Genomic DNA, 18,214 nt, shown 5'->3' with positions numbered 1-18,214 from the left:
CTCAGCCGCGCGGCGTCGCCAACCGGCAGCCCGGGGCAGCGAGGTCGAAGCGCCGGTCGGCCCCGATGCAGCCGTTGAGCAGCGCGGTCTGCTGGCCGTAGTTCATGTTCCTGCGCATCACGACCCTGCCGCGGTCGTTCTCCTCGCACGCCGAGTCGATGCAGCGGCGGCCGCCGACGTATCCGGTGTTGGCGATGCCGACCACCTCGCCGGTGGTGCGGGAGACGATCGGCGAGCCGGAGTAGCCGCCGCGGATCGCGCAGCCGTCGCGCGCGGGCAGCCGGATCGAGCCCCACCAGTCCCACTCCCGCTCGTGGAGGCGGTGGACCGTGCCGGTGGTGGTGCAGGTGCGCTGCTCGGTCCAGTAGCCGGACGGGATCCGGATCCGGTCGCCGCGCGACGGCCCCTCGTCCGCCAGGGCCAGCGGGGTGACACCGCCTGCCGACAGGTCGGCGTACGACTCCCGGAGCTCGTAGACCGCGAGGTCGGTGCGGTACATCGAGGCGTAGCGCAGGTGCACGCCGCGGACCGTCATCGCGACGTCTCCGGCGCCGTCGAGCAGCTCGATCCGCTTCCACTGCCGCTGGTCGACGAGCACCTCGCGCGCGCCGAGGAACGGCGAGCGGACGCAGTGCCCGTTGGTGATCACCACGGCGGGGTCGGTGTCGAGCGCGGACGCCCACCGCACGACCGCACCGGAGCACCCGGGCAGGCGGGCGGTGCCGGCGAACCGGTCGTCGGCGGCCGATGCCGGCGCCGCAAGCGACAGCGCTGAAGTCCCCACGAGCAGCACGGCGAGGGCGGCGAGCAGGCGACGGAGTCCGGGGAGCGGCATGCCGAGCATGGAACCACACCGGGACCGGGGCCCGCGTCTCCCTAGACTGGTGTCCATGAGCTCCGAGTCGTCGACCCCGTCGGTCGCCGGGCGCGGCGGCACCGCGGCCGCCCGCCGGCGCCTGCGCGAGGCCGAGATCATCTCCGCGACCCGCCGCCTCTTCGACGAGCGCGGCGTGCGCGACGCCCAGATCGAGGACATCGCGAAGGCCGTCGGGATCAACCGGGCGATCATCTACCGCCACTTCACCGGCAAGGAGGAGCTGTTCAGCCTCACGCTGGTGCAGTACCTCGACGAGCTGCGCGTGGCGCTCCAGACGGCAGCCGAGACGACCGACGACCCGCAGCGCCAGCTGGAGAGCCTCGTCGAGGCGTTCGTGGACTACGGACTCGCGCACCCGGCCTTCGTCGACTGCGCGCAGGCGATCATGCGGCGCCCGGGTGGCGACCTCCTCGAGGAGGTCAGCGAGAGCGCGATGTACCGCCTCGGCCAGTCGATCAGCGGCTGCCTCTCGGTGCTCACGCACACGATCGAGGCCGGCGTGGAGAAGGGCGAGTTCCACGTCGAGGACCCGGGGCTGCTCGCCAACATGCTGTACGCCAGCGGGCTGGGCACGCTCCAGCTCGGCCGTGTGGCGATGTTGGTGTCCGAGGAGGCGCCGGGCGTGCCCCGGATCAGCCGGATCACGGCCGAGCAGGTGCGCGACCACATGGTCGCCTCCGCGCTGGCGGTCGCTGCCGGCGTACCGACCCGGCGCTAGCCGCCTTGACCTGGCGCAGCACTCAGCGCGAGAGGTGCTTCGCGCGGGCGAAGCAGAACAGGCCGTAGCCCGCGATGCCCAGGCCGATCGCGATGAGCAGCACCTGCCCGAAGGGGACCTCGAGCACCTTCTGGAGCGCCTGGTCGAGGCCGCCCGACTTCTTCGCCTCGTGGGTGATCGCGGCGTAGCCGAACAGCACACCCACCAGGGCGATGGCGATGCCCTTGGCGATGTAGCCGACCTTGCCGAACAGGACGTAGGCCGAGCCGTCCTTGCCCGCCTGACCCTGCGCGTCGAGGTGCTCGCGGAACTTCTCGCTCCACCCGCGGTAGACCAGGAAGCCGCCGTAGCCGATGATCGCGAGGCCGACCACCCCGACGAGCACCTGCCCGGCCGGCAGGTCCATCAGCTTGGCGGTGGTCGAGTCGGTGCCGCCCTTGCCCGAGGAGCCAGAGCCGAGGGCCACCCTCAGCGCGCTGACGCCGAGCGCGCCGTAGAGAATCGCCTTGCCGAGCGACGTGGCCCGCTTGCGCCAGCGCTTGGAGTCCTCCTGCTCGTCCTGGTAGCCGAAGGCCGCCTCGAGCAGGCGCCACACGACCAGCAGGAACATCCCGATCGCGATCATCCACACGAGCACGCCGCCGAGCGGCTGCTGGGCGAGGTACTGCATGGCGCCGGAGTTGGAGGCCTGGCCCTCCTTGTCGCCCAGGGCGAGCTGGACGGCGAGCCAGGCGACGAGCAGGTGCACGACGCCGTAGGCCACCAGGCCGATCCGGATGGCCCAGTCCATCCACGTGCTCTGGTGGACCTGCTCGGCGGTGTCTGCTGCAGCGTTCATGGGGCCAACCTAGGGCGCAGCGGCCCCCGCGGCGACACCCCCTGGGGGTGGTCCTCAGACGAGGCTGGCCCGGTCCTTCTGGACGGCGCCCAGCAGACCGTTGACGAACGCCGGCGAGTCGTCGGTCGAGAGGTCCTGCACCAGGTGCAGCGCCTCGCTCACCGCGACGTTCTCCGGGACGTCGTCGTCACCCCACAGCAGCTCGTAGACGCCGATGCGGAGCACGTTGCGGTCGACCGCCGGCATCCGGCTGAGCGTCCAGCCCTTGCTGTAGGTCGTCAGCACCTCGTCGATGCGCTCGAGGTGCTCGACCACGCCCCGCACCAGCACGCCGGTGTAGTCGTTGGTCGGGCCCTCGCCGGCCTCGATGGCACGGTCGAGCGCCACCACGGGGTCCTCGGAGCGGAGCTCGGAGGCGAACAGGATGTCGAGGGCGCGCTTGCGGGCCTTGGAACGGGCAGCCACGTGGTGTCAGGCCTTGACGCGGCCGAGGTAGGACGAGTCGCGGGTGTCGACCTTGACCTTCTCGCCGGTGGTGAGGAACAGCGGGACCTGGATCTGGTGACCGGTCTCGAGCGTCGCGGGCTTCGTGCCGCCGGTGGAGCGGTCGCCCTGCAGGCCCGGCTCGGTCTCGGCGATGAGGAGCTCGACGGAGGCGGGGAGCTCGATGAAGAGCACGCGGCCGTCGTTGGTCGCGACGATCGCCTCCTGGTTCTCCAGCATGAAGTTCTTGGCGTCGCCGACGATCTCCGGCGCGACCTCGAGCTGCTCGTAGGTGCTGGTGTCCATGAAGACGTAGGAGGAGCCGTCGTTGTAGAGGTACTGCATGGTGCGCTTGTCGACGTTGGCGGTCTCGACCTTGGTGCCGGCATTGAAAGTCTTGTCGACGTTCTTGCCCGACTCGACGTTGCGGAGCTTGGTGCGCACGAACGCCGGGCCCTTGCCGGGCTTGACGTGCTGGAACTCGACGACGGCCCAGAGCTGACCCTCGATGCGCAGGACCATGCCGTTCTTGAGGTCGTTGGTGCTTGCCATGTCTCTTCCGTCCACCTTCGTCGAGTTGTCAAAGATCTGCGGCGCTCGCGCCGACGGGCAAGTCTAGTGGGCGCCCACCAGAGCCATGAAATGCTCGGCGTGCGCCTCCGTGGTCCCCGGCGGGTTGCGCCGCCACGCCGTGTTGCCCGGCAGCAGCATCGCCAGCCAGAACGCGCCGTAGAGCGGCCGGTAGGCGGCCATCCGTTCGCGGTCCCCGGCGTCGAGCCCGACGGCGTGCGCGAGGGCGTCGGCGTCGTACACCCCCGGGAGGCGGCTGCCGAGGTGCTCGACGTGGTCCGCGAGCTCGTACGCCGGCTCGCTGAGGCCGCCGTCCTCGAAGTCGACCAGCCGGACGACGCGCCCGTCCCACATCACGTTGGCGGGGTTGAGGTCGGCGATGCCGAGGGCGGTCTCGCGAGGCTCGGGCAGCCGCGGGTCGGCGACGTAGGCCCGGGCGGCGTCGAGCGCCTCGCCCACCAGCGCCGGGTCGCGGCACTCCCCCAGGTCGACGTCCTCCGCGAGCCAGTCCACCAGTTCCCGCACGAAGGTGTCGGCGCCGTACCTCCGCTCGCCGATCCCCGCCGCACGCACCGCCTCGACCGGTACGTCGTACATCCTCCGCAGCGCGACGCCGAGGGCCTGCGTCTGCCCGGGAGTCAGCGGCCGCGGCTCGAGGTGCGAGCCGGGCACCCGCTCCATCACGATCACGGGTGTCTCGCCGTCCTCGCGCCGGATCGGCCGAGGGGCCAGCCCCGGCGCGTGCTCGGCGAGGAGGGTGAGGCACGCCCACTCCCGCTCCGCCCGGTCGTCGTGGTCGGCGACGAACTCCTTGCGCACCTCGCGCTCGCCGATGGTCAGGCCGTGGGTGGACGTCTGCACCGCGCCAACCTAGCCCTGTGTAGCGTCGCGTCCATGCGAGTCACCCTCTTCGGCGGACACGGCAAGATCGCGCTCCTCCTGGCCCCGTTGCTGGTCGACGCGGGCCACGAGGTCACCTCGGTGGTGCGCAACCCCGACCACGTCGCCGACGTCGAGGCCACCGGCGCCACCGCGCTCGTCTCCTCGGTGGAGGACGCCGACGAGGCCGGCCTGGTCGCGCAGCTCACCGGCCAGGACGCCGTCGTGTGGTCCGCCGGCGCAGGTGGCGGCGACCCGGCGCGGACCTTCGCCGTCGACCGCGACGCTGCGATCCGCTCGATGGACGCCGCTGCTGCCGCGGGAGCCAACCGCTACGTGATGGTCTCCTTCTCCGGCTCCACGCCCGACGCGCTGGTGCCCGAGGACAACCCGTTCCGCCACTACCAGGACGCCAAGATCGCTGCCGACGACCACCTGCGCGCCTCCGGCCTCGACTGGACCGTCCTCGGCCCGGGCGCGCTGACGCTCGAGCCGAGCGGTGGCACGGTCAACCCGGACGCCCGCTTCAACGACGGTGACGTCACCTCCCGCGCGCTCGTCGCCGAGGTCGCCCTCGCCGTGCTCGCGGACGAGAGGTCCTACGGCAAGACCCTCGTCTTCGGCGACGGAGACGTGGCCGTCGACGCCTGGCTCGACCAGGTCTGAGCCTCCTCGGCGTCCTCGCCTGCGTCGTACGCAGCGAGGACGGAGACCGGCAGCCGCTCGCCTGTCGCCGCGCCGATGGCGCCTTCCCGGACCAGCATCACCACACCGGCCGGCGCGGCCTGACCTGGCTGATCGTGTGCATGAGGGCGTCGCGGCGCACGGCCCGGACCTCCTCCAGCTTGACCCGGCAGTCGTGGCACCGGTCGCACGCCGTGCAGCACGTGGCGTCGCGCACCTCGGCCTCCAGCTGGTCGGCGTTGGCGCTCCTGCTCAACACGCTCTTCATGGCTCTCCCCCATCCCCGTGACCTGACACAGGTGTCAGCGTCAGGTCCGAGTCTGGCGTTACCGGCCCGGGGCCACATCCGCAGTTCTACGGATGTTCGTGCAGACCGTCGCGAGCGCGTGCTCTAGAGATCGACCTCTCCGACGATCCGCGTGACCGCGTCGCCGTGCACCCACACCGCGTCGCCCTCGGCGGCGATCCGCACCCGGCCCTCGCGCCCGATCACGCTCCCCTGCCGAGAGGTGTACGACGACGGCAGCGCGCCCGTGCCGATCAGCCACTGGGCCAGGCCGGCGTTGGCCGACCCGGTCACCGGGTCCTCGCCGAAGTCGCGGCCGTCGGCGTAGAACGCCCGGACCTCGACGTCGGCACCGAGCTCGGCGGCCCGCTCCGGGCTCCAGCGGCCGAGCACGGTGACCTTCAGGTCGGTGAAGGCGGCGATGTCGGGCACCACGTCGACGACGGCCTCCGCAGTCCCGAGGTCCACGCCGACCCAGCCGGGGCCGTTGTCGATCCATGCCATGTCGCGCACGGCGGAGTCGTCCACACCGAGCGCGGTGAGGATCCGGACCCGGAGGTCTGCGTCGACGGGCCCGGAGCGCCGCAACGGCGGCGACGCGAAGCCCAGCCCGGGCGAACGTCGTACGGTCACGAGGCCGGCGCCGCACTCCTGCACGACCGCGTCGCCGCGCGGCACGCCACCGGCCTCGAGCCAGGCGTGCGCACTGCCGATCGTCGGGTGGCCGGCGAAGGGGAGCTCGCCGCCGGTCGTCCAGATCCGGACCCGGTAGTCGGCACGCTCGTCGGTGGGCGCGCAGAGGAAGGTGGTCTCGGAGAGGTTGGTCCAGCGGGCGAACAGCGCCATCTCCTCGTCGCTGACGCCGTCGGCGTCGTGGACGACCGCGAGCGGGTTGCCGAGCCACGGGGTGGCGCTGAAGACGTCGACCTGGCGGAAGGGCAGCACCGCCCGATCCAAGCACAGCCTCACCGGTGCGAGGCCCACCGCCGTCCAGCCTCGTCGGCCGCCGCCGCGACGAGCGCCGCGAGCTCGGGACGGTCGGGCACCGCGAAGGACGTGTAGCCGCCCCGACCACCGGCGACGGGCTTGCCGTAGGCCTTGGCCGCCAGCGACCCGTCCGGCAGCAGCCGCACGTTGAGCGTCTGGAGCTCGAACTCCTCGCCGCGACGCGAGTCGCGCCAGCGGAGCTCCTCCGGGACGGTCACGTTGATCGCGAGCGCGCTGACCTCGACCGTCGGTTCGTCCACGTCCGAGATCCTGCCACCCCACCCACGACGGTGTGGCAGGACGTCAGTTGACGACCTTGGCGGTGCCGTCGCGGCGGACGAACAGCACGCACTCGCCGCTGACCCCCGCGCCGTTGGTGTGGCTGATCAGCGCCACCCCGGCACCGCGGCCGGGCCGCGACCACTGCAGCGACGTCGACGGCGTCGGCGGCGACCACATGCCGGTTGTCGGCTTCATCGAGATGTTGAACGTGTGCACGACCGTGTAGGACTCGACGCCGGACTCCGCGTCACCGATCCGCAGGCTGGTCAGCCGCTTGATCCACGGTCGGAAGGAGCACGTCGCCGGCGTCGTGTCCGGGTCGGTGAACGTGACGAGGGCGCCTGTGTCGTCGTCGAAGAGGGTGCCGTCGCCCGCCATGAGCTGGAGGAGGTACGACCCCGGCTGGGTGCAGTTGAGCGTCGGCGACAGCCCCTGCGGGCTCACCGGCGCCCAGGACCAGGGGCCCGTGAAGGTGCACGACGAGACGTCACCGCCGTTGACCACCGTCATCAGCCAGTGGATCTCGAGCGCATCGCCGTCGGGGTCGCTCACGCTGCCCGACAGCTGGGCGTCGGTCCCCGCCACGACCGTGACGTCAGGGCCTGACTCGGCGACCGGTGGTGCCGCCGCGGCCTCTCCTGCGACGAGCATCGAGGCGGCGAGCGCGATGAGCAGGGCCGGGACGGTACGTCGCCGGGGCTGGGTACGAGTGGACATGTGGCACCTCCGAGCCGGGCACCCCCCACGGCTGCCCTGTAGGCAAAGACCTGTGGGTAGAGGTGGTGGCTGCGCAGCGGCTGATACACCCTTTGGGGTGGTTACCCCAGGTGGGAGAGGACCACGCCCAGCGCCTGGCGGTAGCCGTCGATGCCCTCGCCGGCGATCGTCACCTCGGCGTGCGGCTCGACGACCGAGGTGTGCCGGAACTCCTCCGGCCGCTGCTTGGGGTCGGAGATGTGCACCTCGATCAGGGGCGCGGTGAGCTGCGCGCAGGCGTCGTACAACGCGAGGGAGTAGTGCGTCCACGCCCCGGCGTTGAGCACCACCGGCGTGCCGTCGTCGGCCGCTGTGTTGAGCCAGTCGAGCAGCTCGCCCTCGTGGTTGGTCTGGCGCACCTCGACGTCGAGGCCCAGCTCGCTCCCCCACTCCACGCACCGGTGCGCGAGCTCGGCGTGCGTGGTGGTGCCGTAGATCTCCGGCTGCCGACGGCCGAGCCGGCCGAGGTTGGGGCCGTTCAGCACGAGCACCTTCGTCATGACCGCAGGATAGTCGCGCGGGCAGCTCGTACGTCGTCGGTGTCCGGCAGCGGCGGGACCGTCCACGACGCGGGCGGGCGCCAGGTCGTCCACTCCTCGTCGAGCGGCCAGTCGCGTCCCTCGACCAGCTCGGAACGTGCCCAGTCGGCGATGGCGTGGACCTCGTCGGCCTGCGCCGGCGAGTAGCGCGCCGCCTGCGTGGCCGCCTCCAGCTCGTCGGCGTCCTTGAGCCACAGCGCACCCGACGGCTCGAGCCACAGGTCGAGCGTCAGGTCGCGGGTGGCGGTGTCGCAGCCGCGGCGCCGGTGCGTGAGCTCGAGGTTGACGTAGTGCCCGGCGAAGCCGCCGTCGTCGTCCCAGAAGAGCCAGGCCGACCACGGCCGGCCGGTCGGGGCGATCCGCAGCGTGCCGGTGCCGCGCCACCTGCCCAGCACCGGCACGCGCTCACCGGTGAACCGCTCCTCGAGCGGCACGTCGCGCACACCCACGCCGCCGGCCCGCGCCGACGACAGCACCTCGGTCTCCTCCGCCAGCCAGGCCACCAGACCGCGTGCGTCGTCGCGCACCACCCGCATCGGGTCGATCCGGTGGCCGTAGCGCCAGTGCACCACCGAGCCGGGCTCGAGGAAGGGGGCCGCGCCCGCGTCGTGCCAGTCGGGTCCGGCGCCGACCCATCGCTCCGTCTCGAGGACCTCGAGGTCCACGGCGCGGTGCACCGCGGCACCGGTCAGGCGCTGCATCGTGCCGCCGGAGTCGGAGATCTGGACGTCGGGGTCGGTCACCCGGCGGAGGCTATCGCGGCGTAGGCCGCGCGGAGGTCGTCCTCGCCGGGGCCGGCCAGGATCCTCGGGACCGCGAGGTCGTCGAGGACGACGAAGCGCAGCTGCGAGCCACGGGCCTTCTTGTCGACCTTCATCGCGGCGTGCAGGTCGTCGAAGGTGGCCTTGTCGTACGACGTCGGCAGCCCGACGCGGGCGAACGCCGCACGGTGCCGCTCGACGAGCGAAGGGTCGAGCGAGCCGGCGCGGGCGGCCAGCTCGGCGACGTACACGCAGCCGATGGCGACCGCCTCGCCGTGGCGGACCGAGTAGTCGCTGGTGCGCTCGATCGCGTGGGCGAGGGTGTGGCCGTAGTTGAGCACCTCGCGGCCGGGGTGGCCGTCGGCGCCGCCGGTCTCCTTGAGGTCGTCGACCACGACGTCGATCTTCACGCGGATCGCCCGCTCGACCAGCTCGCGCAGCTCGGCGGAGTCCGCGGTCAGCGCCTCGGGCTCGGTGGACTCGACGAGCTCGAGGATGCGCGGGTCGGCGATGAAGCCGCACTTGACGACCTCGCCGAGCCCGGCGACGAGCTCCTCGCGCGGCAGCGACTCGAGGAGCGCGAGGTCGCACAGCACGCCGGCGGGCTCGTGGAAGGCGCCGACCAGGTTCTTGCCGGCGCCGGTGTTGATGCCGGTCTTGCCCCCGACTGCCGCATCGACCATGGCGAGCAGGGTGGTGGGCACGTGCACGACGCGGACGCCGCGCAGCCACGACGCGGCGACGAAGCCGCCGAGGTCGGTGGCGGAGCCTCCGCCGAGCGTGACGACGGCGTCGGAGCGGGTGAAGCCCGCCTCGCCCAGAGCCTCCCAGCAGTCGGCGGCCACGGGAGCGGTCTTGGCCCGCTCCCCGTCGGGCAGCCCGAGGGCCAGCACGTCGTAGTGCTCGACCAGCGAGTCGACGACCGGGTCCGCGAGCGCACCGAGCGTCCCGGTGTAGAGCACGGCGACGCGCTCGACGCTCTCGCCCAGGATCTGCGGGAGGCGGCCGGCGAGGTCGCGCCCGACCACGACGTCGTACGGCGACGCGCCACCGACGTGCAGCACCGTGTCGGCGGGCGTCGAGGGTCGCCGCTGCGGCTGCGGGCGCTGCTGTCGCTGCTTCCTGGTCTGCCGCTTGGTCATCGGAGCAGCTCCTGGATCTCGGCCGCGACCTCGTCGGGCGTGCGGCCGTCGGTGTCGACGACGTGGGCGGCCACGGACTCGTAGACCGGCGTGCGCTCGTCGAGGAGCGCCTTGATGCGCGCCCGGACGTTGCCGAGCAGCAGCGGGCGACCCACGCCGAGGCCGACCCGCTTCACGGCGTCGGACAGGCCCACCCGCAGGAAGACCACGGGCACACCGGCCAGCAGGTCGCGGGTCTCGGGCCGCAGCACCGCACCGCCTCCGAGCGCGAGCACGCCGTCGTGCTCGGCGATCGCCGTCGCGACCGCTGCGGCCTCCAGGTCGCGGAAGTGCTCCTCGCCGGACTCCACGAAGATGTCGGAGATCTCGCGCCCGCTGGCGGCCTCGATGTCGGCGTCGGTGTCGCGGACCGGCAGGCCCCAGGCGTCGCCGAGCAGCCCGGCGACCGTCGTCTTGCCGGCCCCCATCGGGCCGACCAGCACCACGCGAGGGGTCATCTCGGCGGTCACCGGAAGCGGAGGGTGTCGAGGTATGACTCGGCGTTGCGCCGGGTCTCGGTCACCGAGTCGCCACCGAACTTCTCCACCACGGCGTCGGCCAGCACCAGCGCGACCATCGCCTCGGCGACGATGCCGGCAGCCGGCACGGCGCAGACGTCGGAGCGCTGGTGGTGGGCGACCGCGGCCTCGCCGGTGGCGACGTCGACGGTGCGCAGCGCCTTGGGGACGGTCGCGATGGGCTTCATGGCGGCGCGCACGCGCAGCACCTCGCCCGTGGACATGCCGCCCTCGGTGCCGCCGGAGCGACCCGACGTGCGCCGCAGGCCCTCGTCGGTCGCCACGATCTCGTCGTGCGCCTGGGAGCCGGGGGTGTCGGCGAGCTCGAAGCCGTCACCGACCTCCACGCCCTTGATCGCCTGGATGCCCATCAGCGCTCCCGCGAGCTTCGCGTCGAGCCGGCGGTCCCAGTGGACATGGGAGCCCAGGCCCGGCGGGAGGCCGTGGACGACCACCTCGACGACGCCGCCGAGCGTGTCGCCGTCCTTGTGGGCCTGGTCGATGCGGGCGACCATCGCGGCGCTCGCCTCGGGGTCGAGGCAGCGGACCTCGTCGGCGTCGAGCCGCGCCACGTCGTCGGGCCCGGGCACGAGGCCGGCCGGCGCCTTCACGCCGCCGAGCGAGACCACGTGGGACACGATGCGGGCGCCGACGGCCTGCTCGAGGAAGTTGGAGGCCACCCGGCCGAGCGCCACGCGGGCGGCGGTCTCACGGGCGGACGCGCGCTCGAGGATCGGGCGCGCCTCGTCGAAGGCGTACTTCTGCATGCCGACCAGGTCGGCGTGGCCGGGGCGGGGACGCGTCAGTGCGGCGTTGCGGGCCAGCGCGTCGAGCTCGACCGGGTCGACCGGGTCGGCCGACATGACCTTCTCCCACTTGGGCCACTCGGTGTTGCCGACCTCGATGGCCACCGGACCGCCCTGCGTCTCGCCGTGGCGCACGCCGCCGAGGACGCGGACCTGGTCCTGCTCGAACTTCATCCGCGCGCCGCGGCCGTAGCCGAGGCGGCGCCGGGCCAGCGAGTCGGCCAGGTCGTCGGTCGTGACGCGGACGTGGGCGGGCAGCCCCTCGAGGATCGCCACCAGCGAGGGACCGTGGGACTCGCCTGCAGTGAGCCATCGGAGCATGGGGGAAGTCTCTCAGCCCCACAAACCGCCGGCGATCGCAGTCCCCCAGACGAGACCCACCAGCGCGCCGCCCACCATGAACGGGCCGTAGGGGAACGGCTTCTTCAGCAGGGATTTGTCGCGCCGGACGATGGCCAGGGCGAGGCCCGGCAGGGCGAACGACACGAAGCCGATCCAGGCGCCGAACAGCAGCACGTCGGCTCCTGCCCACCCCAGCACCAGCCCGACCAGCGCGGCGAGGCGCACGTCGCCGAAGCCCATGCCTGCGGAGCGGATGAACCACAGCAACCAGAAGAACGACCGCAGGCCGACCATGCCGCCGAGGGCCCACAGCAGCGCCGAGCGCTCCCCCGTCGCCAACCCCACCACGACGACGGCCGCGAGCGTCGCCAGCGTGGCGGGTACGACGACGACGCGCGGCAGCAGGCGGGTGTGCCAGTCGACCACCGACAGCGCCACCGCGACCGGGGTCAGCGGCACCAGCCACAGCAGCGGCCAGTCCAGCCCGGTCGCCGCGCCGAGCACGCCACCCGCAGCCGCCGAGACCAGAGCGCTCCGCAGAGCGAGCCCGGGACGCGCCGCGATGTCGGCGTAGAGCATCTTGGGCGGCTCGTCGGTCGCCTGCTTGGGCTGGGGCTCCGGAACCGATGCGATCAGCCGCGGCACGAGCAGGCCGCCGAGCCCCGCGACGAGCGCACCCAGCAGGAGCGCGAGGAGCGTGCCGTTCACGCGTGGCTCCGTCCGGCGAGGGCGTCCGCGCCCGCCGCCCGCATCGCCCCCAGAGGCGCCGGCAGGCCGGTGAAGAGCTCGAACTGCAGCACCGCCTGGTGGACCAGCAGGTCGAGACCGCCGACGAGCACCCGGTCCGTCGAGAGGGCTGAGGCGGCGAGCGGGGTGGGCCACGGGTCGTAGAGCGCCTCGAAGACCACGGGCACCTGCGCGCACCGGGCGACCAGGTCGCCGGTCTGGGCGTCGGCAGGGATCGTCGACACCACCACGTCGGCGACGACCGGCGCCCCGCCGCCCAGTGACGTCACGCGGACGTCCACCCCGGCCGGGTGTGCGCGCAGCGCGGCGACCGTCTCCCCTGCCCGTGCCTCGTCGCGGACCAGCAGCTCGACCGTGGTCACTCCGAGGTCGACGAGCGCCAGCCCCACGGACGTCGCGGTCGCACCGCCGCCCAGGATCGCGGCCGACGCCAGCGGCATCGTCGTACGCTCGCGGAGGGCGGCGGCAGCACCCGGCAGGTCGGTGTTGTCACCGACGCGTGTGCCGTCAGGCTCGAGCAGCAGCGTGTTCACGGCGCCCGCCAGCCGGGCGCGGTCGGTCAGCCGGTCGACGAGGTCGAGCGCCTCCCGCTTGAGCGGCATCGTCAGCGACAGCCCGCGCCACAACGCATCCACCCCGGCCAGGAAGTCCGCGAGGCCGCCCGAGGGCACCCGGTGGGCGTCGTACTCCCAGTCCAGGCCGAGCTCGGCGTAGCCGGCACGGTGCAGCACCGGCGACAGCGAGTGGGCGATCGGATCGCCCAGCACGCCGCACCGTCGCGCCGCCCCCGCAGACCCGGTCGTCACCTCAGCAACGGTCCGAGGTCTCGCAGTAGGCCTTGTACTCGTCGCGTCCCTCGAGGAAGCCGTCGTAGTCCTCGTAGAACTTCGTCTCGCCGGTGGAGAGGTCGACGGTGACGTAGTAGTACCAGTCGCCCTCCTCCGGGTTGGCCGCCGCCGCGATGGCGTCGTCGCCCGGGGCCTCGATCGGCGTCGGGGGCAGACCCGCGTTGATGCGCGTGTTGTAGGGCGTGTCCTCGGCCAGCTGGTCGGGCGTGAGCTCCGTCGAGCCGGGCGAGAGGCCGAGGCCGTAGGCGATCGACGCGTCGATGCCGAGCGTGCCGTTGGTGCCGCCCTTGTCGCCGGGACCGTCGAGCCGGTTGTAGATGACGCGGGAGATCTTCGGCATGTCGCTGCCGCGGCCCTCGGCCTGGACCAGCGAGGCGATGATCATCAGCTCGGCGGGCGTGTGGCCGAGCTCGGCGGCCTTCTCCTCCAGGCCGGCCGCGTCGGCGGCCTGCTGCCAGCGCGCGACCATGGTCTTGAGGATCGCCACGGGCTTCATGCCGGGCTTGATCTCGTAGGTCGCCGGGAACAGGTAGCCCTCCGCGTTGCCCTCGGCGTAGTCGGGCAGCCCGATCTTGTCGGGCTGGTCGAGGGCCTTGTTCCAGGCCTCTTCGGGGAAGTCGGTGTTCTGCGCGAGCGTCGAGACGATCTCGGTCAGGCGCAGGCCCTCGGGGATCGTGACGGTCGGGAAGCCGATCAGGTTGTCGGGGTCGATGAGGACCTCGAGCGCGTCGGAGGCCTTCATCTCCTTCTGGAGCTCGTAGTCGCCGACCTGGATGCCGGCTGCGTCGGAGTCGCCGGCGGCCGCGTCGATGAACGCCTGCACGGACTTGGTGACACCCTCGGCCTTGAGGTTGCGGCCGATCTCGGCGGTGGTGTCGCCCTCGTTGACGGTGAACTCGACCTTGCCCGTGCCGGGACCGGGGTAGTCGTCGGGGCCCTGGAACTGGTCGGAGACCCAGCTCACGCCCTTGGTCAGCCCGACGTAGAAGCCGCCCACCAGCACGACGAGCGCGACGAGCACGGCCAGGCAGCCCTTGAAGCCACGGCCCTTGCGCCGCTTGCCGCCGGGGACGTACTCGTAGGCCTCCGCCGGACGGTCCTCCTCGGGACCGACCTCGGGTGCGGCCTCGTGCTCACTCATCTGCTACCTCGACGATCTCTCCGGGTGCCTGTCCGCTCGACCGCTCCGTGTCGAGGGCAGTCTGCAGGATCAGCACGGCGGCTGCCTGGTCGACCACGGCGCGTCTCTTCGCGCCACGCCGGCCCTGCTCGCGCAGGATCGACTCGGCGGAGACCGTGGTCAGTCGTTCATCACACAGTCTGACGGGCACGGGTGCAACTCGGCGCGCCAACCGGGCGGCGAACTCGCGCACCTTCTCCGCCGCAGGACCCTCCGCTCCGCTGAGCGAGCGCGGCAGGCCGACCACGACCTCGACCGCCTCGAGCTCGACGACGAGCTGCCCCAGACGTCGTACGTCGCCCTTGCCGCGCCGCACGGTCTCGACCGGGGTCGCGAGGAAGCCGGAGGGGTCGCTGCTGGCGACGCCGATCCGGGCATCACCCGGGTCGACGCCCAGCCGGACCCCGAACCTCACGCCGGTGCCGCTCAGCCCTGCACCGCGTGCTTGGCCACCTCGTGGGCGACCAGCGCGAGCGCCTCGTCGATGCGCGAGGCGTCGGTGCCGCCGCCCTGGGCGACGTCGTCCTTGCCGCCACCCTTGCCGCCGAGCAGCGGGCCGACGGCGCGCACGAGCTCGCCGGCGGACACGCCGCGGGCACGCGCCTCGTCGTTGGTCGCGGCCACGACGGACACCTTGCCGTCCACGTTGCCGATGATCACCACGACGCCGGGCTCGCCCTGCGGCAGGCGTCCGCGGACGTCCATCGCCAGGTTCCGTACGTCGCCGCCCGCGGCGCCGTCGGCACGGTGGGCCACGACCTTGACCGGGCCGACCTGCGACGCGCCGGCGGCCAGCTCGGCGCTGGCGCCCAGCAGCTGGGCCAGCCGGGCCTTCTCCAGCTCCTTCTCGGCGGCCCTGAGGCGCTCGGTGAGGCCCTGCACGCGACCGACCAGGTCGTCGGGCTGGGTCTTGAGCAGGCCGGTGAGCTGGGCGACGACGTCGCGCTCGCGGGCGAGGTAGCCGAAGCCCTCGACGCCCGTGAGCGCCTCGATGCGGCGGTTGCCCGAGCCCACGCTCGTCTCGCCGGTCACCACGACGGTGCCGATCTGCGAGGAGTGGTCCACGTGCGTGCCACCGCAGAGCTCGCGCGACCAGGGCCCGCCGATCTCGACGACGCGCACCTTGGTGTTGTCGTAGGTCTCGCCGAAGAGCGCGATCGCGCCCCACTCCTTGGCCTGCTCGAGGGTCATGTAGTCCCACGAGACCGCGAGGTCGGCGCGCAGCGCCTGCTGGGAGACCAGCTCGATGTCGCGCACCTGCTCGGAGCTCAGCGCCTGGGTCCACCCGAAGTCGAGGCGGAGGTAGCCGGGCCGGTTGTAGGAGCCGGACTGCAACGCGGTCGGGCCGAGCACCTCACGCAGCGCGGCGTGCACGACGTGGGTGCCGGAGTGGGCCTGGCGAGCGCCGATGCGCCACTCGGGGTCGACGCGGGCGTGCACGGCGCCCTTCCCGCCGTTCGAGCCTGTCGAGACCAGCTCGCCGTCGACCACGCGCACCTGGTGGACGACCAGTCCCTTGATCGGGCGCTGGACGTCGATGACCTCGAGCCGGCCTCCGTCGAAGAGGATCTCGCCCGCGTCAGCCACCTGGCCGCCGGACTCGGCGTAGAACGGCGTGCGGTCGAGCACGAGCTCGCCGATCTCGCCCTGCGCCAGCCGCGGCACCGACGCACCGCCGCTGAGCAGCGCCAGCGGCCTCGACTCGGTCTCGAGCGTCTCGTAGGCGAGCCACTCGGTCGGGCCGAACTCGTCGAGGATCCCGCGGTAGGCCGCGGTGTCGCCGTGCGTGCCCTTCTTGGCGCGGGCGTCGGCCTTGGCGCGCTCGCGCTGCTCGGCCATCAGGCCGCGGAAGCCCTGCTCGTCGACCTGGAGGCCCTGCTCGGCCGCCATCTCGAGGGTGAGGTCGATCGGGAAGCCGTAGGTGTCGTGGAGCGCGAAGGCCCGCTCGCCGGAGAGCGTCGTGCCGCCGGTGCGCTTCACGTCGGCGGCGGCGGTGTCGAAGATCTGCGTGCCGGACTGGAGCGTCTTGCGGAACGCGTCCTCCTCGGCGAAGGCGACCTGGCAGATCCGCTCCCAGTCGGTGACGAGGTTGCCGTAGGTCGGGCTCATCGCGTCGCGGGAGACGGGCATCAGCTCGGGCAGCACGCGGTCCTCGCAGCCCAGCAGGCGCATCGAGCGGACCGCGCGGCGCAGGAGGCGGCGCAGGACGTAGCCGCGACCGTCGTTGCCGGGCGTGACGCCGTCACCGATGAGCATCATCGAGGAGCGCACGTGGTCGGCGACCACGCAGAACCTGATGTCGTCCTCGCGGTCGACGCCGTACGTCCTGCCGGTGAGCTGCTCGGCCTTGGCGATGACCGGGTAGACCAGGTCGATCTCGTACATGTTCTTCTTGCCCTGCAGCAGCAGGGCGACGCGGTCCAGGCCCATGCCGGTGTCGATGTTCTTCTTCGGCAGCGAGCCCGCGATGTCGAAGTCCGACTTGGAGCGCACGGCGCTCAGGTCGTCCTGCATGAAGACGAGGTTCCAGATCTCGAGCAGCCGGTCCTCGAGCTCGAACGGCATGTCCGGGCCGAGCGTCGCGGCGTCGAAGTCCGGACCGAACTCCGGTCCGCGGTCGAACAGGATCTCCGAGCACGGACCGCCGGGGCCGGGCACGCCCATCGACCAGTAGTTCTCCTTGGGGCCGAGCTGGACGATCCGCTCGCGCGGCAGCCCGGTGACCTCCATCCAGAGGCCGATGGCCTCCTCGTCTCCCACCAGCACCGACGGGTACAGGCGGTCCTTGTCGAGGCCGTAGCCACCCTCCTCGACGGGGTTCGTGATCAGCGCCCAGGCCAGCTCGATGGCGCCCTGCTTGAAGTAGTCGCCGAAGGAGAAGTTGCCGCACATCTCGAAGAAGGTGGCGTGGCGCGTGGTCTTGCCGACGTCCTCGATGTCGGGCGTGCGGATGCACTTCTGCACGCTCGTCGCGCGGTCGAAGGGCGGCGTCTCCTGGCCGAGGAAGTAGGGCTTGAACGGCACCATGCCGGCGTTGACGAACAGCAGGTTCGGGTCGTCGGCGAGGGTGGAGGCGGAGGGCACCACGGCGTGTCCGGCGGCCTCGAAGTGCGCGAGGAAGCGGCGGCGGATCTCGGCGGTGTCCATCAGTGCAGGTCCTTCATCTCGGTGCTGGTGCTCGTGGTCAGTTCAGGTAGTCCATGGGGCCTCAGGCCGAGCTGCTCGCGCAACTCGGTTTCGCGCTCGGTGCGCCCCTGGTGCACCTCCTCGGCGAAGAGGCGGGCACCGACCTGCCAGCCGCGCAGGCGGTCACGCAGGCCGTCGGCGGTCAACGCCTCCGCGGCACGGCGGGCGCGGGCAGCGGCGTACACACCGACCCCCGCCCCGGCCACGAACCAGAGTGGGCGACCCATCAGGCGACGTCCTCCCCCAGGTCACGGGCCACGTCGGCCCGCTCGCGCTCACGGAACTCGCGCAGGGCCTGCTTCATCTCGGCCCGGCGCTCGCGGCCGGCGCGGCGGGTCTCCTGGCGGACTTCGAAGCGGATCCGGTTGCGGCTCTCCGGCGAGAGCGCACGGCGCAGACCCGCGGTCCACGACGCGGCCTTGACCACGGTCTCGCGGGCGACGATGTCGGCGAAGAGCCGGCCGTCGATGTCCTGCGCGACGGGCACGGCCTCGCGCGGCTGGTCGGAGCCCAGGTGGGTGATCACGAAGGTGCTCACCTCGTCGTCGCGGACTGGCCGCGGCGCCTCGGACACCGGCGACTCGAGCACGTCGATGCGCTGGGCGAGCGACTCCGCGAGGCGTTCGACCCGGGTCGCCCGCCGGTGGGCCCGGAACGCGACGAGCAGCGCCACGAGCGCGAGCGCACCCGCAGCACCCAGCCACATCTGCTCCGAAGTCACGCGGCCACCCTATAAGCCGGAGGAA

23 protein-coding genes are annotated in these 18,214 nt (G+C 72.5%); 2 read left to right on the top strand and 21 right to left on the bottom strand.

What is annotated here, in order from left to right:
- Position 1: 1 nt before the first annotated feature.
- Positions 2–835 (bottom strand): serine protease, encoded by an 834-nt coding sequence (locus J2X46_RS14715; RefSeq protein WP_310251776.1) that lies wholly within the window; start codon positions 833–835, stop codon positions 2–4.
- Positions 836–890: 55 nt separating this feature from the next.
- Here J2X46_RS14715 and J2X46_RS14710 point away from each other — a divergent pair, with 55 nt between their 5' ends.
- The gene (locus tag J2X46_RS14710; RefSeq protein WP_310251774.1) at positions 891–1,595 is read left to right on the top strand and encodes a TetR/AcrR family transcriptional regulator; all 705 of its coding nucleotides are present in this window, start codon (positions 891–893) and stop codon (positions 1,593–1,595) included.
- A 22-nt stretch (positions 1,596–1,617) separates the two neighbouring features.
- Here J2X46_RS14710 and J2X46_RS14705 read toward each other — a convergent pair whose 3' ends face one another.
- From J2X46_RS14705 to J2X46_RS14690, 4 genes are all read right to left on the bottom strand, one after another.
- Positions 1,618–2,433, bottom strand: coding sequence for a DUF1206 domain-containing protein (locus J2X46_RS14705; protein ID WP_310251771.1), 816 nt, complete (start codon positions 2,431–2,433; stop codon positions 1,618–1,620).
- A gap of 54 nt (positions 2,434–2,487) precedes the next feature.
- Entirely contained in the window at positions 2,488–2,898 is a 411-nt protein-coding gene (nusB, locus tag J2X46_RS14700) for a transcription antitermination factor NusB (protein WP_310251769.1), read from the bottom strand.
- A gap of 6 nt (positions 2,899–2,904) precedes the next feature.
- Positions 2,905–3,468 carry an elongation factor P gene (gene efp / locus J2X46_RS14695; RefSeq protein ID WP_310251768.1) on the bottom strand — a complete coding sequence of 188 codons (564 nt, stop codon included), beginning with the start codon at positions 3,466–3,468 and terminating at the stop codon, positions 2,905–2,907.
- Positions 3,469–3,531: 63 nt separating this feature from the next.
- The gene (locus J2X46_RS14690) at positions 3,532–4,347 is read right to left on the bottom strand and encodes an aminoglycoside phosphotransferase family protein (protein ID WP_310251766.1); all 816 of its coding nucleotides are present in this window, start codon (positions 4,345–4,347) and stop codon (positions 3,532–3,534) included.
- A gap of 33 nt (positions 4,348–4,380) precedes the next feature.
- On the opposite strand from J2X46_RS14690, the gene J2X46_RS14685 reads away from it, so the two are divergent.
- Positions 4,381–5,031: an SDR family oxidoreductase gene (locus tag J2X46_RS14685; protein WP_310251764.1), complete on the top strand. Its 651-nt coding sequence runs from the start codon at positions 4,381–4,383 to the stop codon at positions 5,029–5,031.
- 97 nt (positions 5,032–5,128) lie between these two features.
- On the opposite strand, the gene J2X46_RS14680 is transcribed toward J2X46_RS14685, so the two are convergent.
- The 16 genes from J2X46_RS14680 to J2X46_RS14605 all read right to left on the bottom strand — a co-directional run bounded on the left by J2X46_RS14680 (position 5,129) and on the right by J2X46_RS14605 (position 18,189).
- The gene (locus tag J2X46_RS14680; RefSeq protein WP_310251762.1) at positions 5,129–5,317 is read right to left on the bottom strand and encodes a hypothetical protein; all 189 of its coding nucleotides are present in this window, start codon (positions 5,315–5,317) and stop codon (positions 5,129–5,131) included.
- A 123-nt stretch (positions 5,318–5,440) separates the two neighbouring features.
- Positions 5,441–6,280 carry a PhzF family phenazine biosynthesis protein gene (locus J2X46_RS14675; RefSeq protein ID WP_310251759.1) on the bottom strand — a complete coding sequence of 280 codons (840 nt, stop codon included), beginning with the start codon at positions 6,278–6,280 and terminating at the stop codon, positions 5,441–5,443.
- A 20-nt stretch (positions 6,281–6,300) separates the two neighbouring features.
- The gene (locus tag J2X46_RS14670) at positions 6,301–6,582 is read right to left on the bottom strand and encodes a hypothetical protein (protein WP_310251757.1); all 282 of its coding nucleotides are present in this window, start codon (positions 6,580–6,582) and stop codon (positions 6,301–6,303) included.
- A 43-nt stretch (positions 6,583–6,625) separates the two neighbouring features.
- Positions 6,626–7,321, bottom strand: a complete 696-nt coding sequence (locus tag J2X46_RS14665) for a hypothetical protein (protein ID WP_310251755.1) — start codon at positions 7,319–7,321, stop codon at positions 6,626–6,628.
- Positions 7,322–7,422: 101 nt separating this feature from the next.
- Positions 7,423–7,860 (bottom strand): type II 3-dehydroquinate dehydratase, encoded by a 438-nt coding sequence (locus J2X46_RS14660; RefSeq protein ID WP_310251754.1) that lies wholly within the window; start codon positions 7,858–7,860, stop codon positions 7,423–7,425.
- Positions 7,857–8,642 (bottom strand): DUF402 domain-containing protein, encoded by a 786-nt coding sequence (locus tag J2X46_RS14655; protein ID WP_310251752.1) that lies wholly within the window; start codon positions 8,640–8,642, stop codon positions 7,857–7,859. The genes J2X46_RS14660 and J2X46_RS14655 overlap by 4 nt, the downstream gene beginning before the upstream one ends.
- Positions 8,639–9,802, bottom strand: coding sequence for a 3-dehydroquinate synthase (gene aroB, locus J2X46_RS14650; RefSeq protein ID WP_310251750.1), 1,164 nt, complete (start codon positions 9,800–9,802; stop codon positions 8,639–8,641). The genes J2X46_RS14655 and aroB overlap by 4 nt, the downstream gene beginning before the upstream one ends.
- Positions 9,799–10,311 carry a shikimate kinase gene (locus tag J2X46_RS14645; protein ID WP_397214511.1) on the bottom strand — a complete coding sequence of 171 codons (513 nt, stop codon included), beginning with the start codon at positions 10,309–10,311 and terminating at the stop codon, positions 9,799–9,801. Before J2X46_RS14645 ends, aroB begins: the two co-directional genes overlap by 4 nt.
- The gene (gene aroC / locus J2X46_RS14640; protein WP_310251748.1) at positions 10,308–11,486 is read right to left on the bottom strand and encodes a chorismate synthase; all 1,179 of its coding nucleotides are present in this window, start codon (positions 11,484–11,486) and stop codon (positions 10,308–10,310) included. The genes J2X46_RS14645 and aroC overlap by 4 nt, the downstream gene beginning before the upstream one ends.
- A gap of 12 nt (positions 11,487–11,498) precedes the next feature.
- Positions 11,499–12,215 (bottom strand): A24 family peptidase, encoded by a 717-nt coding sequence (locus tag J2X46_RS14635; RefSeq protein WP_310251746.1) that lies wholly within the window; start codon positions 12,213–12,215, stop codon positions 11,499–11,501.
- On the bottom strand, positions 12,212–13,060 hold the full coding sequence (locus tag J2X46_RS14630; protein WP_310251744.1) for a shikimate dehydrogenase: 849 nt from the start codon (positions 13,058–13,060) through the stop codon (positions 12,212–12,214). Before J2X46_RS14630 ends, J2X46_RS14635 begins: the two co-directional genes overlap by 4 nt.
- A gap of 1 nt (position 13,061) precedes the next feature.
- Positions 13,062–14,243, bottom strand: coding sequence for an endolytic transglycosylase MltG (gene mltG, locus J2X46_RS14625; RefSeq protein WP_310251742.1), 1,182 nt, complete (start codon positions 14,241–14,243; stop codon positions 13,062–13,064).
- Positions 14,236–14,697: a Holliday junction resolvase RuvX gene (gene ruvX, locus J2X46_RS14620; protein ID WP_310251740.1), complete on the bottom strand. Its 462-nt coding sequence runs from the start codon at positions 14,695–14,697 to the stop codon at positions 14,236–14,238. Before ruvX ends, mltG begins: the two co-directional genes overlap by 8 nt.
- Positions 14,698–14,708: 11 nt before the next feature.
- Entirely contained in the window at positions 14,709–17,429 is a 2,721-nt protein-coding gene (gene alaS, locus J2X46_RS14615) for an alanine--tRNA ligase (RefSeq protein ID WP_310251739.1), read from the bottom strand.
- Entirely contained in the window at positions 17,429–17,695 is a 267-nt protein-coding gene (locus J2X46_RS14610; protein ID WP_310251737.1) for a DUF6167 family protein, read from the bottom strand. Before J2X46_RS14610 ends, alaS begins: the two co-directional genes overlap by 1 nt.
- Positions 17,695–18,189 carry a hypothetical protein gene (locus J2X46_RS14605; RefSeq protein ID WP_310251735.1) on the bottom strand — a complete coding sequence of 165 codons (495 nt, stop codon included), beginning with the start codon at positions 18,187–18,189 and terminating at the stop codon, positions 17,695–17,697. Before J2X46_RS14605 ends, J2X46_RS14610 begins: the two co-directional genes overlap by 1 nt.
- Positions 18,190–18,214 lie beyond the last annotated feature (25 nt).

Origin of the sequence: Nocardioides sp. BE266 (assembly GCF_031457855.1) — a bacterium.
GTDB lineage: Bacteria > Actinomycetota > Actinomycetes > Propionibacteriales > Nocardioidaceae > Nocardioides.
Note: the sequence above shows the minus strand (reverse complement) of the source record. Positions and strands in the feature narration are given on the sequence as shown.

Bases quoted from the DNA above. Each gene is read 5' to 3' on its own strand.
- aroC (WP_310251748.1), bottom strand. From the start codon at position 11,486: ATGCTCCGATGGCTCACTGCAGGCGAGTCCCACGGTCCCTCGCTGGTG.
- J2X46_RS14705 (WP_310251771.1), bottom strand. From the start codon at position 2,433: ATGAACGCTGCAGCAGACACCGCCGAGCAGGTCCACCAGAGCACGTGG.
- efp (WP_310251768.1), bottom strand. From the start codon at position 3,468: ATGGCAAGCACCAACGACCTCAAGAACGGCATGGTCCTGCGCATCGAG.
- J2X46_RS14710 (WP_310251774.1), top strand. From the start codon at position 891: ATGAGCTCCGAGTCGTCGACCCCGTCGGTCGCCGGGCGCGGCGGCACC.
- J2X46_RS14685 (WP_310251764.1), top strand. From the start codon at position 4,381: ATGCGAGTCACCCTCTTCGGCGGACACGGCAAGATCGCGCTCCTCCTG.
- J2X46_RS14715 (WP_310251776.1), bottom strand. From the start codon at position 835: ATGCCGCTCCCCGGACTCCGTCGCCTGCTCGCCGCCCTCGCCGTGCTG.
- J2X46_RS14665 (WP_310251755.1), bottom strand. From the start codon at position 7,321: ATGTCCACTCGTACCCAGCCCCGGCGACGTACCGTCCCGGCCCTGCTC.
- alaS (WP_310251739.1), bottom strand. From the start codon at position 17,429: ATGGACACCGCCGAGATCCGCCGCCGCTTCCTCGCGCACTTCGAGGCC.
- J2X46_RS14680 (WP_310251762.1), bottom strand. From the start codon at position 5,317: ATGAAGAGCGTGTTGAGCAGGAGCGCCAACGCCGACCAGCTGGAGGCC.
- J2X46_RS14610 (WP_310251737.1), bottom strand. From the start codon at position 17,695: ATGGGTCGCCCACTCTGGTTCGTGGCCGGGGCGGGGGTCGGTGTGTAC.
- aroB (WP_310251750.1), bottom strand. From the start codon at position 9,802: ATGACCAAGCGGCAGACCAGGAAGCAGCGACAGCAGCGCCCGCAGCCG.
- mltG (WP_310251742.1), bottom strand. From the start codon at position 14,243: ATGAGTGAGCACGAGGCCGCACCCGAGGTCGGTCCCGAGGAGGACCGT.
- J2X46_RS14660 (WP_310251754.1), bottom strand. From the start codon at position 7,860: ATGACGAAGGTGCTCGTGCTGAACGGCCCCAACCTCGGCCGGCTCGGC.